This window comes from Streptomyces sp. NPDC029956, assembly GCF_055574655.1.
The window spans coordinates 41,068-59,183 of the sequence record NZ_JBVHZJ010000011.1 but is presented as its reverse complement, the minus strand read 5'-3'; the positions used below and the strand labels follow the sequence as shown (position 1 = coordinate 59,183).

Genomic DNA, 18,116 nt, shown 5'->3' with positions numbered 1-18,116 from the left:
CGGCGGTCCGCCGCTCAGTACATTGGCGGTAAACCCTCGTTCACCTCTCATCCCTAGGGGCCGTGCCTCATGTCTGGAACGACCGGTACCACCTCAGTGATCGTCGCGGGCGCCCGCACGCCCATGGGTCGCCTGCTCGGCTCGCTCAAGTCCTTCTCGGGCGCCGAGCTCGGCGGCTTCGCCATCAAGGCCGCGCTCGACCGGGCCGGCATCGGCGGCGACCAGGTCCAGTACGTGATCATGGGCCAGGTGCTCCAGGCGGGCGCCGGCCAGATCCCCGCCCGCCAGGCCGCGGTCAAGGCGGGCATCCCCATGAACGTTCCCGCGCTCACCATCAACAAGGTGTGTCTCTCGGGTCTCGACGCCATCGCGCTCGCCGACCAGCTGATCCGCGCCGGCGAGTTCGACGTGGTCGTCGCCGGCGGCCAGGAGTCGATGACCAACGCTCCGCACCTGCTGCCGAAGTCCCGCGAGGGCTTCAAGTACGGCGCCATCGAGATGCTCGACGCCATGGCGTACGACGGTCTGACCGACGCCTTCGAGAACATCGCCATGGGCGAGTCCACCGAGAAGCACAACAGCCGCCTGGGCATCCAGCGCCCCGAGCAGGACGAGATCGCCGCCCTCTCGCACCAGCGCGCCGCCGCCGCCCAGAAGAACGGCATCTTCGAGGCCGAGATCACTCCGGTCGAGATCCCGCAGCGCAAGGGCGAGCCGGTCGTCTTCTCCAAGGACGAGGGCATCCGCGCGGAGACCACCGCCGAGTCCCTCGGCAAGCTCCGCCCGGCCTTCGCCAAGGACGGCACCATCACCGCCGGCACGTCCTCGCAGATCTCCGACGGCGCCGCCGCCGTCGTCGTGATGAGCAAGGCCAAGGCCGAGGAGCTGGGCCTGGAGTGGATCGCCGAGATCGGCGCCCACGGCAACGTGGCGGGCCCGGACAACTCGCTGCAGTCGCAGCCGTCCAACGCGATCCGGCACGCCCTCAAGAAGGAGGGCCTGACCGTCGACGACCTCGACCTCATCGAGATCAACGAGGCCTTCGCCGCGGTCGCCGTCCAGTCAATGAAGGACCTCGGCGTTACCCCCGAGAAGGTGAACGTCAACGGTGGCGCCATCGCCCTCGGTCACCCCATCGGCATGTCCGGCGCCCGCGTGGTACTGCACCTGGCCCTGGAGCTCAAGCGGCGTGGCGGCGGCATCGGCGCGGCCGCCCTGTGCGGCGGCGGAGGTCAGGGTGACGCGCTGATCGTCCGCGTCGCCGGCAAGTAAGTCACCTCTGCAAGGTCAGGCAAGGAGCTCTGCGCATGGTGGACGTCCCCGCTCTGGTCGCCCAGGCACGGGAGGGCAGGCCACGGGCCGTGGCCCGGCTGATCTCACTCGTGGAGGGGGCGTCCCCGCAGCTGCGCGAGGTCATGGCGGCGCTCGCACCGCTCACCGGCGGCGCGTACGTGGTGGGCCTGACCGGCTCGCCCGGTGTCGGCAAGTCCACGTCGACGTCCGCGCTGGTCTCCGCCTACCGTCGGGCGGGCAGGCGGGTCGGCGTCCTGGCCGTCGACCCGTCCTCGCCGTTCAGTGGCGGGGCGCTCCTCGGTGACCGGGTCCGGATGTCGGATCACGCCTCCGACCCGGGCGTCTACATCCGTTCCATGGCGACCCGCGGTCACCTGGGCGGTCTCGCCTGGTCCGCCCCGCAGGCCATCCGCGTCCTGGACGCGGCCGGCTGCGAGGTGATCCTGGTGGAGACCGTGGGCGTCGGGCAGTCGGAGGTCGAGATCGCCTCCCAGGCCGACACCTCGGTCGTGCTGCTCGCCCCGGGCATGGGCGACGGCATCCAGGCCGCGAAGGCGGGCATCCTGGAGATCGGCGACGTGTACGTGGTGAACAAGGCCGACCGGGACGGCGCGGACGCCACGGCCCGCGAGCTCAACCACATGCTGGGCCTGGGCGAGGCACGCGGCCCCGGCGACTGGCGGCCGCCGATCGTGAAGACGGTCGCGGCGCGCGGCGAGGGCATCGACGAGGTCGTGGAGGCCCTGGAGAAGCACCGCGCCTGGATGGAGGAGCACGGGGTCCTGGCGGAGCGCCGCCGGGCCCGTGCCGCGCGCGAGGTCGAGACCATCGCGGTCACGGCCCTGCGCGAGCGGATCGGGGATCTGCACGGCGACCGGCGCCTGGACGCGCTCGCGGAGCGGATCGTGGCGGGCGACCTCGACCCGTACGCGGCCTCGGACGAGCTGGTCGCGAGCCTGACGGGCAACTGAGCCGCGTACGGCTCCACAGGTACGGAACAGGGCCTCACCGGGACGACCGGTGAGGCCCTACTTCGTCAGGTCCGGCGGGCGCGGCCGCCGCTACGGCTTGCCGCGCCGGCCGCGCAGCTGGTCCGCGACGGGCTTCAGGGACTCGCGCAGGTCGCCGAGCGCGTCAGGGCCGATCTGGTCGATGAAGTGCTTGCGCACCGACTCGACGTGGTGCGGGGCGACCTTGTGCATGGTCTCCATGCCCGCGTCGGTCAGCACGGCGTACAGTCCGCGGCGGTCGGACTCGCAGTTCTCGCGCCGGACGAGTCCGGCGTTCTCCATGCGGGTGATCTGGTGCGAGAGGCGGCTCTTCGACTGGAGCGTGGCCGAGGCCAGATCGCTCATGCGCAGCCGCCGCTCGGCCGACTCCGAGAGGTTCACGAGGATCTCGTAGTCGTTCATCGTCAGTCCGAAGGGCTGGAGGTCCCGCTCCAGCTGGTACGTCAGCATCCTCTGGACGTCCAGGAATGTGCGCCACGCACACTGCTCGGCGTCGGTGAGCCACGGGGTGGCGGTCTCGGTCTCCATATATGGATTCTACCTAAGAAGTTGAATACTTGACGAACTCTGGGAGCGTGCGTTCGAAGACGTCACCCTCCGCAGACTACCGCTCACAGACCGAAGCGACGCTGGAGGTCGCCGAGCTGGCCGGGAAGGCGCGGTACCGAGCCTTGCACAGACTGGCCGGAAGCAGGCGATCCATGGCCGCCCGGTACACCCGCCTGGGCCGGTGGGCCGCCGATCGCGCGGTCCGCCATCAGGATCTCCGTCGACTGGAGGAGGACCGTGCCCGCGCCCACGAACTCGAACTGGTGCTCCTCGCCCGAGGTGCCCCCGATGCCCGTCAGCGCGCGGACGCCGCCCATCACCCCCGTCATGTAGCCGTGGTCGTAGTGGTGGCAGGGGGAGGGGCAGTCCGCCCAGCCGACCAGGGCCTGCGGGTCCACCCGCATCGGCGGCTCCATGAAGACCACCGGGCCGTTCGACGCGGCCACGAACTTGCCCGTGCCGATCAGCGTCACGAACCCCGGCACGATCGACTGCTTGAGCGCGAGCGTGGGCTGGTAGGCGAGCAGATTGCCGGACCGGATCGTCAGATTGCCCCGGTCCAGGTCGAACGAGTTCACGTCGAAGGCCCGGTCCGCCAGCAGCATCTTCCCGCTGCCCTCGGCGACCACCCAGTCGCTCGCGTGCAGCGGCGAGTGGAACGACGTCCGCACCAGACGGTCCAGCCGCCCGTGCCCGATGCCGTTGAACTCGATCCGCCCGTAGTAGGCGATCATCTTGCCCTTCTGCAGGAACCACTGGGAGCCCTTGAGCTCCACGCAGAAGGTGTACGCGTTCACGTTGTCGTCCGACGGCAGGGTCGTCGGGTCGTGGATCACGGGACCGGTCACAGCTTCTCCTCCGAGGCCTGCACGTACACCGCACCACTGCCGCTCAGCTCCAGCTGGAACGCCTCGCCCGAGCCGCGCCCCACCATGTCGCGCCAGCCGAGCGCGGTGGAGAGCTTGTTCCGTACGTCGCCGTGGTGGGCCACGTACGCCTGCGGGTCCACGTGCACCGGGCGGCCCGGGGTGATCGGCAGCTCGATGACGCCGCCGTGCGCCATCACGGCCACCGCGCCGTGGCCCTTCAGGGTGGTGGTGAAGAGGCCCTGGCCGGTCACCTGGCCGCGGACCATGCCCATGACCCCGCCCTGCGAGCCCATGAACATGGTGCCCTGTTCCAGGGTGCCGTCGAAGGCGAGGAGCCGGTCGGCCTCCACGTACAGGGTGTCGCCGGTCAGCCCGATCACCTGGATGTGGTGACCGCCGTGCCCGAACATCACCGTGCCGTTGCCCTCGACGGTCATCAGCGGCGTCGCCTCGCCGGCCACCCGGCGGCCGATCATCGACATCACGCCGCCCTGGCCGCCCGCCGCGTTCGGCGTGAAAGTGACGTCGCCGCGGTACGCGAGCATCGCGCCACGCTGGCTGAACATCCGCTGCCCGGGGACGACGGTCGCCTCGACCATCTTCGAGTTGATCTCGCGGAACGGCATCAGACGTCCCCCCCGACCGTGTTCCGCTCGCTCGGCTGGACGTACACGAGGCCGTCCCCCTCGAAGCGGATCTGGAAGGCCTCGCCGCCGCCCTCGCCCATGAAGGTGCGGAAGGTCACACCCGACTGGAAGTGCTGCTGGAGGTTGCCCTGGTGGGCGATGTACGCGCCGGGGTCGACCTGGAGCGGGTACTGCGGGGTCACCCGCAGCACCACCGCCGGGCCGTCGGACATGATCGCGGCCTGGCCGGTGCCCTCCACGGTCGTGGTGAAGAGACCGTTGCCGGTGGCCCCGCCGCGCAGGCCGGTGAAGGTGGTGCCGGTGCGCAGCCCCGCGTCGGTGCAGAGCAGATTGCTCGCCTCGACCCAGAGCTTGTCGCCGTGGAGCGAGACGAGGTTGATCTCGGAGGCCCGGTCGGCGAACCAGCAGGTCCCCTGGCCGCGTACCTCCATCATCTCCATCTGCTCACCCGTGAGCCGGCGGGTGACCATGCCGCGCAGGCCCTCACCGCCACCACTCATCTTCTTGAACGCCATCTGGCCGTCATAGGCGACCATCGAGCCGTTCTTCGCCTTGACGGCGTCGCCGGTCACGGAGACGGCGAGCACCTTGCTGCCCTGGAGTCGGAACGTAGCCACCAGCAGAAGGTACTGGGGACCCGGATAAAGAGACAGCAAAGTCGGCGTGCACAATGGACGGGCCCTTGTGCATCCGTTCACAAGATCGAACGAAGGTGACCCCCTCCGTGGACATCAAGACCGCTTCCTCCCTCCACCGGCTCCGGCTCGTCTCCGCGCCGGAGGCCGTCTCGTTCCTGCTCCTGCTGGTCTGCTCGGTGCTCAAGCGGACGACGGACTTCAACGCGGTGCCGGTCATGGGTGCGATCCACGGCCTGCTGTTCGTCCTCTACGTCCTGTTCTGGCTGGACGCCTGGAACCGGACCAAGTGGAGCTTCGGGACGGCCGCCCTCTACTTCGTCCTCTCCGTGCTGCCCCTGGGCGGCTTCTACGCCGAGCGGAAGCTCAAGCTCGAGGCCGCGAACGCGGTCATCGCCTCCCGCGCCCGCGCCGCGGCCGCCGAGGGCGCGGTGAAGGCGTGATCGTCGCGTTCTCGGTCACCCCGCTGGGTGTGGGGGAGGAGGTCGGCGCGTACGTCGCCGACGCCGTCCGCGTCGTCCGCGAGTCCGGGCTGCCGCACCGCACCGACGCGATGTTCACCTCCGTCGAGGGCGACGACTGGGACCAGGTCATGGACGTCGTGAAGCGCGCGGTCGCCGCCGTGGAGGCGCGGGCCCCGCGCGTCTCGGTGGTCATGAAGGTCGACATCCGCCCGGGCGTGACGGACGGTCTGACGTCCAAGGTCGAGACGGTGGAGCGCCACCTCCGCGCCTGACGCCCCTGCCTCTTCGTGCATGAAGCGAAGCCCCGGTCCTGATCACAGGCCGGGGCTTCCCGCCGTCCTCCGGCCGGACAACCCACTCGGACTACTCCAGTCGACACACCGAACGTTTGCCCCTTTCGTTGGGATATCGATCCGTTGGGACTTCGATCCGTTCGACGACAGCTGGAGGCACCGTGCGGCCGGGAGCCTACGACTACGACACCTACAGCCGACTCGCCGGTCCGCTCACCGAACCGGACCCCGGGACCTACCAGGTGCGGTACCGGAGTCTGCTCTCGAAGGAGCCGCACCGAATACGGGCCGTCCTCCTGATGGGCCTCGCGCCGGTCCTCTCGGCGCTGCTCCTCGCCTATCTCGTCTGGCCCGGCCACTGGACCGTCCGCGAGGGCGGCGACCGCCTGCTCGTCCACCTCGACACCGTGATGCTCGCGTCGATCGGGCTCATCTGCTTCTTCATGCTGGTGAACGTCACCTCGATCGCCCACGCCACCATGGTCGCCCGCGACCCGATACCCGTGTACGCCGAGAAGGGCACCCGGGTCGCCTTCCTCACCACGTACGTCCCGGGCAGGGAGCCCCTCGCCATGGTCCGCGGCACCCTGGAGGGGGCCACCCGGCTGCGGCACGACGGCCACCTCGACGTCTGGCTCCTCGACGAGGGCGACTCCGCCGAGGCCAAGGCGCTCTGCGCCGAGCTGGGCGTACGCCACTTCACCCGGGCAGGCGTCCCCGAGTGGAACCGTGCGAAGGGCGCCCACAAGGCGCGGACGAAGCACGGCAACTACAACGCCTGGCTCGCCATGCACGGCGACGCGTACGAGTTCTTCGCCTCCGTCGACACCGACCACGTTCCGCTCCCCGACCTCCTGGAGCGGATGCTCGGCTACTTCCGCGACCCCGACATCGCCTTCGTCGTCGGACCGCAGGTGTACGGCAACTACACCGGCATCGTCACCAAGGCCGCCGAGTCCCAGCAGTTCCTCTTCCACGCCCTCATCCAGCGCGCCGGGAACCGCTACCACGCGCCCATGTTCGTCGGCACGAACAACGTCGTCCGGATCTCCGCCCTCAAGCAGATCGGCGGCCTGTACGACTCGGTCACCGAGGACATGGCCACCGGCTTCGAACTGCACCGCAGGAAGAACCCGGGCACCGGCCGCTACTGGCGCTCCGTCTACACCCCCGACGTCCTCGCCGTCGGCGAGGGACCGGCCTCCTGGACGGACTTCTTCACACAGCAGCTCCGCTGGTCCCGGGGCACGTACGAGACGATCGTCAGGCAGTACTGGAAGGCGCCCTTCCGTACTCCGCCGGGCCGCTTCCTCAACTACACCCTGATGCTCGTGTACTACCCGATGACCGCGGTCAACTGGCTCCTCGGCGTCCTCAGCGGCGTCCTCTACCTCTGGTTCGGCGCCTCCGGAACCCAGGTCACCACATCGGTGTGGCTGATGATCTACAGCGACGCCGTCGCCCTCCAGATCGGTCTCTACCTCTGGAACCGGCGGCACAACGTCTCGCCCCACGAACCCGAGGGCTCCGGCGGCCTCGCCGGCATGGCGATGTCCGCGTTCTCCGCCCCCATCTACCTCAGGTCCCTCGGCTCGGCGGTCCTCCGCACCCGCGGCCGCTTCGTCGTCACGCCCAAGGGCGGCGAGGCCAGCCCGGACCGGATCCTGACCTTCCGGGTCCACCTCGCCTGGGCGGCGGTCCTCGTCGCCTCACTCGCCGCCTCCGTCCACTTCGGGCACACCCACGCGGCCATGCGCGTCTGGGCGGCGCTCGCCCTGGTCGTCGCGCTCGGCCCGATCACCCTCTGGGCCTGTACGGCGATCAGGGAACGGCGCGCGCTCCGCGTCCGCGAGCTCGCCCGTGCCCGGTCCCGGGCACGCGCGAACGCCCGGGGTCCGGCCGACGCCCTCGAAGGGGTCGAGGTGGTCACGACGACCGCCCCCGTCGCCCCCGCCCCCACGACGACCGGAGGGAACTGACCCATGGCCCACCGACCGTCGAAGAAGTTCCGGAAGACCCTGTTCGGCAGCGCGGCGGTACTGGTCCTCGCCGCGCTCAACGCCCCCGCCGCCGTCTCCTTCGCCGAGGAGAAGTACCACGCCTACAAGATCGCCCAGCCCGGTTACCAGCGGCAGTTCGGCTCCTGGACCCAGGTCACGGTCCCCGGCCGGTACCGGATCAACGCCATCCACGCGGCCCTGCTGCACACCGGCAAGGTGCTGCTGATCGCCGGCTCCGGCAACAGCCAGAAGAACTTCGACGCGGGGACCTTCGAGACCGTCCTCTGGGACCCCGTGGAGAACACCTTCAAGAAGATCCCCACCCCCGTGGACTTCTTCTGCTCCGGCCACACCCAGCTCCCCGACGGCCGGCTGCTGGTCGCCGGCGGCACCGCGCGGTACGAGATCCTCGACGGAGAGGTCAAGAAGGCCGGCGGCGGCATGCGGGTCAAGAACGAGAGCCCCGACAAGGCCGTCACCCTCAGGAAGGGCACCGTCTTCCGCTCGCCGTCCGGGGTCGAGTACGTCTCCACGTCCGACGTCACCGTCCCCAAGGCCACCCGCGCGTTCGAGATCTCGTACTTCGAGAGCGGACAGATGAAGCCGTGGAAGACGAAGGTCACCGCCGCCGAGGCCCGGGTCTTCGTCGAAGCACGTGAAGAGGGCCCGCAGGCCCTCACCACCGAGGCCGCGCAGTACGAGGTCGTCGGTCTCGAGGGTGACGCCGCCGACGACGTCTACGGACTCGCGCAGAAGCTCACCACCGGGAAGCAGGACTTCCAGGGCATCAAGGGCGCCTACGAGTTCGACCCGAAGGCCGAGAGGTACATCCCCGTCGCCCCCATGAAGGACGCCCGCTGGTACCCCACCCTCGTCACCCTCCAGGACGGCAAGGTCCTCGCCGTCTCCGGACTCAACGACGTCGGCGACGTCGTCCCAGGCGACAACGAGATCTACGACCCCGGGACCAAGAAGTGGTCCAAGGGCCCCTTCCGCTACTTCCCCACCTACCCCTCCCTCTTCCTCACCAAGGGCGGCAAGCTCCTCTACACCGGCTCCAACGCCGGTTACGGCCCCGCCGAGAAGGGCCGCGAACCGGGACTGTGGGACCTGAAGAAGAACTCCTTCACCAAGCTCGGCGGGCTCACCGACCCCGACCAGCTGGAGACCTCCGCCTCCCTGATCCTGCCCCCCGCCCAGAACCAGAAGGTCATGGTCCTCGGCGGCGGCGGGGTCGGCGAGTCGTCCAGGTCGACCGCCCGCACCTCGATCATCGACGTGTCCCGGGACAGCCCCGTCTTCACCGACGGGCCGGAACTCCCGCAGGGCACCCGCTACCTCAGCAGTGTCCTGCTGCCCGACGACACCGTGTTCACCACCGGCGGCTCCGAGGACTACCGCGGCCGCGGCGGCAGCGACATCCTCAAGGCGCAGTTCTACGACCCGAGGAGCAACGCCTTCACCGAGGCCGCCGCACCCACCGTCGGCCGCAACTACCACTCCGAGGCGCTGCTGCTCCCCGACGGCCGGGTCGCCACCTTCGGCTCCGACCCGCTCTTCGACGACAAGGACAACACCAGGCTCGGCACCTTCGAGCAGCGCGTCGAGGTCTTCACCCCGCCCTACCTCCACAGGGCCGGCGCCGACCGGCCCGTCCTGGGGGAGGGCCCGCAGGAACTCGACCAGAACGGCCGGGCCACCTTCAAGACCAAGGACGCCGGCCGGATCGCCGCGGCCCGGCTCATGCGGCCCAGCGCCGTCACCCACTCCACCGACGTCGAACAGCGCTCGGTGGAGCTCGGCCTGACCAGGAGCCCGAGCGCGACGACGGTCACCGTCGACGTACCGGAGGACCGGACCCTCGTACCGCCCGGCTGGTACATGCTCTTCGTCACCGACGCGAACGGCATCCCGTCCGAGGCGAAGTGGATCCAGGTGGACTGAACCCGCTCTCCCGACGGCCTACGACTTCGCCCTGCGCGCCAGGCCCAGGGCGTAGTCCGGCCACCACGTGCCGGCGGCCGGGCCGCCCCGGCACGGGCCGTCCGAGTCGCCGGGGCGCTTGATCCACAGGTACGCGTCGACCAGCTCGTCCCCGGTCCGGTCCGTCGGCGGTACGCCGAGGGCCCGGCCCGGCGGATTGCACCAGGCGTCCTCCCGGTCGCCCGGGAGGGGGCCGTCGCCGTTGCGGCTGGTGTCCACGGCGAAGTGGGTGCCGCCGAGCAGCCCCGACAGCCTCGCGCCGAAGCTCCTCACCGCGTCGTCGGTCTGGAAGTTGGAGACGTTCAGCGAGAAGCCGTCCGCGTGGCCGACGCCCGCCCGGCGCAGCGGCTCCACCAGCCTGCCCGGGTCGTCGATCCAGGCCGGGTTGCCGGCGTCCAGGTAGACCCGGGTGCGGGGCTGCCGCTTGAGCCGCTCGATCGCCTCGGTGAGCAGCCGGTACCGCTCGTCGTGGTACTGGGCCGGGGTGCAGCCGTCCACGATGTGCGGCACCGCGTCCGGCTCCAGGACGACGATCGCCGAGGCCTCCCCGAGCGCGGTGGCGAAGGAGTCGATCCAGGTCCGGTAGGCCCGCGCGTCGTGCGAGCCGCCCGCCGAGTACATGCCGCAGTCGCGGTGCGGGATGTTGTACGCGACGAACACGGCCGTACGGTTCTCCGCCGCCGCGCCCCGCACCGCGCGGGTGATCTCCGGTACGGGATCGTCCCCGGCCGGCCAGTCCGCGACCGGGCGGTCCGCGATCCGCTTCAGGACCTTCGCGTCCTCGCTCCTGCCCTGCGCCTCGTACAGCCGCACCTGCCTGGCCGCGTCGCTCTCCGGGTCGACCCAGAACGGCGAGCCGCTCGCCGGGGTCGCGGCCTCGCCGCGCGTGGACGGCGGACCGACCGGGCCGGTCGGGGGCTCGTCCTCACCGCACCCGGTCAGGAGCAGCGCCGAGACGAGGGCCAGGGCGACGGCGGTGGCGGTGCGACGGGACATCCGGCCCCCAGGGTCGGGTACGGCGAGCACGGCGCTTCGTACGGACGGTGGGACGATCCGGGCCATCGTGGCATCTCGGTCAACTGGTTCCGGGCTGCGACACCGCGATCCCCAGCGGGGTCCGCTCGTACAGCACCTGGTGGCCGTAGCGCCGCGACGCCAGCAGCCCAGCGTCCCGCAGCACCGCCAGGTGCGCGGAGACGGTGGACGGGGCACGGCCGAGGAGGTGCGAGAGCGCCGTCGTCCCCATGGGCTCGGAGAGGGCGCACAGGACGTCCGCCCGCACCGGGCCGAGCAGCCGCCCGAGGGCCTCCGGCGTACGGTCCCCGGACTCGGACCACAGCCCGCCGATCCCGCGGGCCGGATAGACCACCGTCGGCTGCCACGGCGGATCGAACCCGCTCACCACGTCCGGCCACGTGAACACCGACGGCATCAGGACCAGCCCCTGCCCGTCCAGCGGACGGATGTGCTCACCGTGGTACGCGACCTCGAGCGTGGCGCTCCCCGCGTCCCACGCGAAGGCCGGGTGCAGCTCGTCCAGGAGCCGTTCGAGCCCGCCCTCCGCGAGCCGCCGCGAGTGGTACGCCACGTCCGCCTCCAGGAGCGCCCGCAGCCGGGGCCAGTCCGGGGCGATCAGCGCCTCCCACGCGGTCCTGAGCAGCTCCGCGAGCCGCAGCACCGCTCCTGCCGGATCCGCGAGCAGCCGCCGCCCCTCGGCCGTCCCGGCCGCCCCTGGGGTGTCCGCGAGCGCCCGCTCGAAGTCGTCCAGGACCAGCGCCGGATCGGTCTCCCGCACCGCCGCGATCTCGTCCTCGAACGCGGCGGCGGGCCCCAGCGGCGGCGGATAGAGGAAGTCCGGACTGTGCCCGTGCAACGGCATCAGCAGATGCAGCGGCCCGAGGTCGAGCTCCCGCGCAGCGGACGCGATCCGCCGCATCCACGGCAGGTGGTAGCCCTGCTTGCCGGGCCGGGCGAGGACCCGCACGGCGGAGTGGGTCTCCCAGAGCGGGGAGATCGCGAACCGGATCCGCAGCGGGTCGGCCTCGCCGAAACGCAGGTGGTACGGCACGGGCCCCTCCGGGTTCGCCTCGCTCGGACCGGAGACGGATCGAGCGGAAGATTCGTCTGGATCCGAAAGTCTAGGGCGGACCCCGTCCGCGGCGGCACGCTGCGTGCCATGCCGACGCACGACGACCCCACCACCGCACGGCCCGGGACCGGACCGGAGCCGACCGTCCCCACGCCCCTCCCCCTGCCGGGCCCGGCCCCCGCCGGTCCCGGATACCGGGCCGTCTTCCGGGTGCGGGAGTTCCGGGTCGTCTTCGCGGCCCATCTGTTCTCGCTGCTCGGGGTCGTCGTCAGCGAGCTCGCGCTCACCGTGCTCGTCTACGACCTCACCCGCTCCCCGCTCCTCTCCTCCCTCACCTTCGCCCTCGGCTTCCTCCCCTATCTCGTCGGCGGCACCCTGCTCGCCGGGCTGACCGACCGGATCCCGCCCCGCCGGATCCTCGTCGTCTGCGACCTCCTCTGCGCCGGCTGCGTCGCGCTCATGGTCGTCCCCGCGACCCCCGTCGCCGTGCTGCTCGTGCTGCGCTGCGCCATCGCCGTCGTCTCGCCCGTCTTCAACGGCACCCGCATGGCGACCCTCGCCGACATCCTCGGCGACGGCGACCTCTTCGTCCTCGGCCGCTCCCTGCTGCGGATCGTCTCCCAGAGCGCCCTGCTCGCCGGCTACGCCGTCGCCGGCGTGCTGCTCACCGTCGTCCCGCCGCGCGGCGCCCTCGCCGTCACCGCCACCACCTTCCTCGTCTCCGCGCTGCTGCTCAGGTTCGGCACCGCCCGCCGCCCCGCCCGGGCGTCCGGGGCGGACGGCGGCGCGCTCTCCGGTACCTGGGCGGTGCTGCGGAACCGGAGGGTGCGGGCCCTGATGGTGATGTTCTGGGTGCCGCCGCTCTTCGCCGTCGTCCCGGAGGCGCTCGCCGCCCCGTACGCCGACGAGATCGGCGTCTCCACCGCCGCCCTCGGGCTCCTCATGTGCGCGCTGCCCGTCGGCACCATCGCGGGCGAGCTGTTCGCCGGTTCCTTCCTCTCCGCCGCGACCCGTTCCCGGATCGTGCTGCCGCTCGCGGTGACCGGCGTCCTGCCCTACCTGCTGTACGCCCCCGAGCCCGGAGTGCCCCTCGCGGCCGCCGCCCTCCTCCTGGCGGGCGCCACCGGGGCGTACACCCTCGGGCTCGACGCCTGGTTCGTCGCGGCCGTCCCCGAGGAGCAGCGGGGGAGGGCGATGACCCTGATGACGGCGGGCCTGATGACCGTCCAGGGGATCGGCATGGCGGGGGCCGGGATCGCGGCCGAGTTCGCCCCCGTGCACGTGGTCGTCGCGGGCACGGGCGTCGTCGGCACGGTCTGTCTCCTCCTGGCCGCCGCCGAGCTCCGGGCGGCCGGGGCGGCGGGGGAGACCGGGTCGGCCGGGGCGGTCGGCGACCGAAAGGCGAGACGGGGCTGACCGGCATATGACCAGTCGGTAAGGTCGACGCGTGCCGAAGCCGCTCAGTCTCCCCTTCGACCCCATCGCCCGAGCCGACGAACTCTGGCAGAAGCGCTGGGGCCCGGTCCCCTCGATGGCCGCGATCACCTCGATCATGCGCGCCCACCAGATCCTCCTCGCGGGGGTCGACGCCGTCGTGAAGCCGTACGGGCTGACCTTCGCGCGGTACGAGGCCCTGGTGCTGCTCACCTTCTCGAAGGCCGGCGAGCTGCCGATGTCCAAGATCGGCGAGCGGCTGATGGTCCACCCCACGTCCGTGACGAACACGGTGGACCGGCTGGTGAAGTCCGGTCTCGTCGACAAGCGGCCCAACCCGAACGACGGTCGCGGCACGCTCGCCTCCATCACGGAGAAGGGCCGCGAGGTGGTCGAGGCGGCCACCCGCGACCTGATGGAGATGGAGTTCGGGCTCGGCGCGTACGACGCGGAGGAGTGCGCGGAGATCTTCGCGATGCTGCGTCCGCTGCGGGTCGCGGCGGAGGACTTCGAGGAGAAGTAGGCGCTCGCTCCGCGAGGGCGGACCCGCGCGAAGATCGCCCGGAACGTGCCGTTACGCTCGACGGCATGAAATCCAGCGTGCTGACCCGTTACCGCGTCATGGCGTACATCACCGCCGTCATGCTGCTCGTGCTGTGCACCTGCATGGTCTTCAAGTACGGGTTCGACATGGGCGAGGACGTGACCTTCGCGGTCTCCCAGGCCCACGGTGTCCTCTACATCATCTACCTCGTCTTCGCCTTCGACCTGGGCTCCAAGGCCCGCTGGCCGTTCGGGAAGCTGCTCTGGGTCCTGGTCTCGGGCACCATTCCCTTCGCCGCGTTCTTCGTCGAGCGCAAGGTCGTCGCCGAGACGCTGCCGCTGATCGGCGGCGCGCGGCCGGAGCCGGTCAAGGCCTGACGCGGACCCCCGCACGGATGTGCGGGGGTTTCCCTTCGACATTTACTAGGACGTCCTAGTAAATTTGAGGTATGGACGCTGACGCCATCGAGGAAGGCCGCCGTCGCTGGCAGGCCCGGTACGACAAGGCCCGCAAGCGGGACGCCGACTTCACCACGCTCTCCGGCGACGCCGTCGAGCCCGTCTACGGGCCCCGGCCCGGCGACACCTACGAGGGCTTCGAACGCATCGGCTGGCCCGGCGAGTACCCGTACACCCGGGGACTCCACGCGACCGGCTACCGCGGCCGGACATGGACCATTCGCCAGTTCGCCGGCTTCGGCAACGCCGAGCAGACCAACGAGCGCTACAAGATGATCCTGGCCGCCGGCGGCGGCGGCCTCTCCGTCGCCTTCGACATGCCCACCCTCATGGGCCGGGACTCCGACGACCCCCGCGCCCTCGGCGAGGTCGGCCACTGCGGTGTCGCCATCGACTCCGCCGCCGACATGGAGGTCCTCTTCAAGGACATCCCGCTCGGCGACGTCACCACCTCGATGACGATCTCCGGCCCCGCCGTGCCCGTCTTCTGCATGTACCTGGTCGCCGCCGAGCGCCAGGGCGTCGACCCGGCCGTGCTCAACGGCACGCTCCAGACCGACATCTTCAAGGAGTACATCGCGCAGAAGGAGTGGCTCTTCGAGCCCGAGCCCCATCTGCGTCTCATCGGCGACCTGATGGAGCACTGCGCGCAGGGCATCCCCGCGTACAAGCCGCTCTCCGTCTCCGGCTACCACATCCGCGAGGCCGGGGCGACGGCCGCGCAGGAGCTCGCGTACACCCTCGCCGACGGCTTCGGCTACGTCGAGCTCGGCCTCAGCCGCGGCCTCGACGTGGACGTCTTCGCCCCCGGCCTGTCCTTCTTCTTCGACGCCCACCTCGACTTCTTCGAGGAGATCGCCAAGTTCCGCGCCGCCCGCCGGATCTGGGCGCGCTGGATGAAGGAGGTGTACGGCGCCACGACCGACAAGGCCCAGTGGCTCCGCTTCCACACCCAGACCGCCGGTGTCTCCCTCACCGCCCAGCAGCCGTACAACAACGTCGTACGGACCGCCGTGGAGGCCCTCTCCGCCGTCCTCGGCGGCACCAACTCCCTCCACACCAACGCCCTCGACGAGACCCTCGCGCTCCCCAGCGAGCAGGCCGCCGAGATCGCGCTGCGCACCCAGCAGGTGCTGATGGAGGAGACCGGCGTCGCCAACGTCGCCGACCCGCTGGGCGGCTCCTGGTACGTCGAGCAGCTCACCGACCGCATCGAGGCCGACGCCGAGAAGATCTTCGACCAGATCAAGGAGCGAGGCCGCCGCGCCCACCCGGACGGCCGGCACCCCATCGGTCCGATCACCTCCGGCATCCTGCGCGGCATCGAGGACGGCTGGTTCACCGGCGAGATCGCCGAGTCCGCCTTCCAGTACCAGCGGTCCCTGGAGAAGGGCGACAAGCGGGTCGTCGGCGTCAACGTCCACCACGGCTCCGTCACCGGCGACCTGGAGATCCTCCGGGTCAGCCACGAGGTCGAGTGGGAGCAGGTCCGGGTCCTCGGCGAGCGCAAGGAGCGCCGTGACGACGCCGAGGTCCGCGCCTCGATCGACGCCATGCTGGCGGCCGCCCGCGACGGCTCGAACATGATCGCCCCGATGCTGGACGCCGTCCGCGCGGAGGCCACCCTCGGCGAGATCTGCAACGCGCTGCGCGACGAGTGGGGCGTCTACACGGAGCCCCCGGGCTTCTGATCCCTCCTCACGCGGTGGGGGCGGTACGGGAACTCCCGTACCGCCCCTCTCCCATGACGTCCTCAGCCGTGGGCGGCCGCCGCCGCGCCCAGGCCGCCCACCAGGAGCGCCGAGAGCCGCGCCACCCACGGTGCGTCGACCGGCTCCGCGCTCACCAGCGCGCGGTGCACCACGGCGCCCGCGATCACGTCGAAGATCAGGTCGTCGGTGGCGTCCACCGCGACCGGGTCCCGGTCCGACGGGAGTTCACCGCGCCGCTGCGCCCGCATCCGGCCCTCCAGGACGAGCCGCTTCTGCCGGTCGACGATCGAGGCCCGTATCCGCTCGCGCAGCGGCTCGTCGCGGGTCGACTCGGCCACCACCGCCATCAGGGCCGTCTTGGTCTCGGGACGTTCGAGGAGGGCGGCGAACTGGAGGACGACGTTCTCGATGTCGGCCTGGAGGGAACCCAGGTCGGGCAGTTCGAGTTCGTCGAAGAGGACGGCGACGGCGTCGACCACGAGCTCGCTCTTGTTGGCCCAGCGGCGGTACAGGGTCGTTTTGGCCACCCCGGCCCGGCCGGCCACGTCCCCCATCGTGAGCTTGGACCAACCCAGCTCTACCAGGGCCGCGCGGGTCGCCTCCAGGATGGCCGTGTCCGCCTCGGTGGAGCGGGGGCGTCCGGTACGGCTGCTGCGGCTGGTGCGGCGACACATCGACGACATGGACGTCGACCATACCCGCCGGTAGGTAGTGCGCCAGAGGGGCGGCGTGTGAGGCAGTTCACCGTGCGGATCCGCTCCGCGCCCTCCCCCCGGCTCGCCCCGGGGAGTTACGCTACGACCTGTAGCGAAAGGCATTGAGCGGCCTGAGCGACAACCGAAGCACCGGGTGGGGACCCGGTGCGATCGAACACCGGGTGGGGACCCGGTGGGAATCGAAGACGAAGAGAAGAACCGTGTCGCCCCACGTCTCGCACACCGGCGGGAGGCGTGCGGACGGCACGGTTCAGCCATGACTTACCGGTTACGCGCGCGGAAGGGGGAGGATGTACGCATGCAGCCCCGAAACATGTCCATGAGCGGCGTCGTCGACCTCGCCGCGGTGAAGGCGGCCGGAGAGGCCAAGGCGAAGGCGGAGCAGACGCGTGCCGCCGCCGTCCGGCAAGGCGGCCCCGCCGCCGTGCCCCCGTCCGCCCTGGTGATCGACGTCGACGAGGCGGGCTTCGAGCGCGATGTGCTCCAGCGTTCCGCCGAGGTCCCGGTCGTCCTCGACTTCTGGGCCGAGTGGTGCGAGCCCTGCAAGCAGCTGGGCCCGCTCCTGGAGCGGCTCGCCGTCGAGTACAACGGCCGCTTCCTGCTCGCGAAGATCGACGTCGACGCCAACCAGATGCTGATGCAGCAGTTCGGCATCCAGGGAATTCCGGCCGTTTTCGCGGTGGTCGCCGGTCAGGCACTGCCGCTCTTCCAGGGAGCCGTGCCCGAGGCCCAGATCCGCGAGACCCTCGACCAGCTGATCCAGATCGGCGAGGAGCGCTTCGGTCTGACCGGCATCGCCGTCGACGCGAACGGCGAGGACCCCGACGGCGGCACGGCCGCAGCCGCGCAGCCCGTCGGCCCCTACGACGCGCTCCTCGAAGCGGCCATGTCCGCGCTCGACGCGGGTGATCTGGCCGGCGCCGTCCAGGCGTACAAGAACGTGCTCGCCGACGACCCGGCCCACCCGGAGGCCAAGCTCGGTCTGGCCCAGGCCGAACTCCTCGCCCGGGTACAGGACCTCGACCCGGCCGCGGTCCGCAAGGCCGCCGCCGACGGTCCGGCCGACGTGAGCGCGCAGATCGCCGCCGCCGACCTCGATCTGGTGGGCGGTCATGTACAGGACGCCTTCGGGCGACTCGTCGAGACCGTGCGCCGCACGGTCGGCGAGGACCGCGACGCGGCACGGCTGCGGCTCCTGGAGCTCTTCGAGGTGATCGGCGCCGACGACCCGCGGGTCACGGCGGCCCGGCAGGCTCTGGCGCGGGTGCTGTTCTAGTCCCGTCCGGCGCGCCCGATCGTCCGACGATTTGGCAGCAGGGTGACAAAACGCGGCCGCGCTTTACCAAAACTTGGTAATCGCGGCCGCTGTTACTTGCAGTAAATCGAACCTGTGGTTCTGTCCGCATTCTTCCGGCAATCT

Annotated in this window: 18 protein-coding genes; 11 read left to right on the top strand and 7 right to left on the bottom strand. The window is 70.9% G+C overall.

Annotated elements, in window-relative coordinates; all coding sequences use genetic code 11:
* Positions 1-69 precede the first annotated feature (69 nt).
* Entirely contained in the window at positions 70-1,272 is a 1,203-nt protein-coding gene (locus ACZ4XX_RS11490; protein ID WP_468507723.1) for an acetyl-CoA C-acetyltransferase, read from the top strand.
* A 35-nt stretch (positions 1,273-1,307) separates the two neighbouring features.
* Entirely contained in the window at positions 1,308-2,264 is a 957-nt protein-coding gene (gene meaB, locus ACZ4XX_RS11485; RefSeq protein ID WP_468507722.1) for a methylmalonyl Co-A mutase-associated GTPase MeaB, read from the top strand.
* A gap of 90 nt (positions 2,265-2,354) precedes the next feature.
* Here the strand turns inward: meaB and ACZ4XX_RS11480 are convergent, their stop codons facing one another.
* From ACZ4XX_RS11480 to ACZ4XX_RS11465, 4 genes are all read right to left on the bottom strand, one after another.
* Positions 2,355-2,831 (bottom strand): MarR family winged helix-turn-helix transcriptional regulator, encoded by a 477-nt coding sequence (locus tag ACZ4XX_RS11480; RefSeq protein WP_389036718.1) that lies wholly within the window; start codon positions 2,829-2,831, stop codon positions 2,355-2,357.
* Positions 2,832-2,914: 83 nt separating this feature from the next.
* The gene (locus tag ACZ4XX_RS11475) at positions 2,915-3,700 is read right to left on the bottom strand and encodes an AIM24 family protein (RefSeq protein ID WP_468507721.1); all 786 of its coding nucleotides are present in this window, start codon (positions 3,698-3,700) and stop codon (positions 2,915-2,917) included.
* Positions 3,697-4,347, bottom strand: coding sequence for an AIM24 family protein (locus ACZ4XX_RS11470; protein WP_468507720.1), 651 nt, complete (start codon positions 4,345-4,347; stop codon positions 3,697-3,699). The genes ACZ4XX_RS11475 and ACZ4XX_RS11470 overlap by 4 nt, the downstream gene beginning before the upstream one ends.
* Positions 4,347-4,985: an AIM24 family protein gene (locus ACZ4XX_RS11465; protein WP_468507719.1), complete on the bottom strand. Its 639-nt coding sequence runs from the start codon at positions 4,983-4,985 to the stop codon at positions 4,347-4,349. Before ACZ4XX_RS11465 ends, ACZ4XX_RS11470 begins: the two co-directional genes overlap by 1 nt.
* Before the next feature lie 107 nt (positions 4,986-5,092).
* Here ACZ4XX_RS11465 and ACZ4XX_RS11460 point away from each other — a divergent pair, with 107 nt between their 5' ends.
* The 4 genes from ACZ4XX_RS11460 (at position 5,093) to glxA (ending at position 9,704) form a co-directional block, all read left to right on the top strand.
* A complete protein-coding gene (locus ACZ4XX_RS11460) occupies positions 5,093-5,446 on the top strand; it encodes a DUF3817 domain-containing protein (protein WP_468507718.1) in 354 nt (117 codons plus the stop codon).
* Complete coding sequence (locus ACZ4XX_RS11455; protein WP_468507717.1) at positions 5,443-5,739, top strand: MTH1187 family thiamine-binding protein; 297 nt, start codon at positions 5,443-5,445, stop codon at positions 5,737-5,739. Before ACZ4XX_RS11460 ends, ACZ4XX_RS11455 begins: the two co-directional genes overlap by 4 nt.
* Before the next feature lie 182 nt (positions 5,740-5,921).
* Positions 5,922-7,739: a glycosyltransferase family 2 protein gene (locus ACZ4XX_RS11450; RefSeq protein ID WP_468507716.1), complete on the top strand. Its 1,818-nt coding sequence runs from the start codon at positions 5,922-5,924 to the stop codon at positions 7,737-7,739.
* A 3-nt stretch (positions 7,740-7,742) separates the two neighbouring features.
* Complete coding sequence (gene glxA, locus ACZ4XX_RS11445) at positions 7,743-9,704, top strand: radical copper oxidase GlxA (RefSeq protein ID WP_468507715.1); 1,962 nt, start codon at positions 7,743-7,745, stop codon at positions 9,702-9,704.
* 18 nt (positions 9,705-9,722) lie between these two features.
* On the opposite strand, the gene ACZ4XX_RS11440 is transcribed toward glxA, so the two are convergent.
* Both ACZ4XX_RS11440 and ACZ4XX_RS11435 read right to left on the bottom strand, forming a co-directional pair.
* The gene (locus ACZ4XX_RS11440) at positions 9,723-10,739 is read right to left on the bottom strand and encodes a glycoside hydrolase family 6 protein (RefSeq protein WP_468507714.1); all 1,017 of its coding nucleotides are present in this window, start codon (positions 10,737-10,739) and stop codon (positions 9,723-9,725) included.
* Between the two features lie 79 nt (positions 10,740-10,818).
* Positions 10,819-11,811: an ArsR/SmtB family transcription factor gene (locus ACZ4XX_RS11435; protein ID WP_468507713.1), complete on the bottom strand. Its 993-nt coding sequence runs from the start codon at positions 11,809-11,811 to the stop codon at positions 10,819-10,821.
* A gap of 108 nt (positions 11,812-11,919) precedes the next feature.
* Here ACZ4XX_RS11435 and ACZ4XX_RS11430 point away from each other — a divergent pair, with 108 nt between their 5' ends.
* From ACZ4XX_RS11430 to ACZ4XX_RS11415, 4 genes are all read left to right on the top strand, one after another.
* Positions 11,920-13,248: an MFS transporter gene (locus ACZ4XX_RS11430; RefSeq protein WP_468507712.1), complete on the top strand. Its 1,329-nt coding sequence runs from the start codon at positions 11,920-11,922 to the stop codon at positions 13,246-13,248.
* A 31-nt stretch (positions 13,249-13,279) separates the two neighbouring features.
* Positions 13,280-13,789, top strand: a complete 510-nt coding sequence (locus ACZ4XX_RS11425; protein ID WP_468507711.1) for a MarR family winged helix-turn-helix transcriptional regulator — start codon at positions 13,280-13,282, stop codon at positions 13,787-13,789.
* A gap of 65 nt (positions 13,790-13,854) precedes the next feature.
* Complete coding sequence (locus ACZ4XX_RS11420; RefSeq protein ID WP_030321174.1) at positions 13,855-14,187, top strand: DUF3817 domain-containing protein; 333 nt, start codon at positions 13,855-13,857, stop codon at positions 14,185-14,187.
* A 71-nt stretch (positions 14,188-14,258) separates the two neighbouring features.
* Complete coding sequence (locus ACZ4XX_RS11415) at positions 14,259-15,959, top strand: acyl-CoA mutase large subunit family protein (protein WP_468507710.1); 1,701 nt, start codon at positions 14,259-14,261, stop codon at positions 15,957-15,959.
* A 62-nt stretch (positions 15,960-16,021) separates the two neighbouring features.
* Here the strand turns inward: ACZ4XX_RS11415 and ACZ4XX_RS11410 are convergent, their stop codons facing one another.
* The gene (locus ACZ4XX_RS11410) at positions 16,022-16,654 is read right to left on the bottom strand and encodes a TetR/AcrR family transcriptional regulator (RefSeq protein WP_468507808.1); all 633 of its coding nucleotides are present in this window, start codon (positions 16,652-16,654) and stop codon (positions 16,022-16,024) included.
* Positions 16,655-16,994: 340 nt separating this feature from the next.
* Here ACZ4XX_RS11410 and ACZ4XX_RS11405 point away from each other — a divergent pair, with 340 nt between their 5' ends.
* A complete protein-coding gene (locus tag ACZ4XX_RS11405) occupies positions 16,995-17,972 on the top strand; it encodes a tetratricopeptide repeat protein (protein WP_468507709.1) in 978 nt (325 codons plus the stop codon).
* Positions 17,973-18,116: the final 144 nt, after the last annotated feature.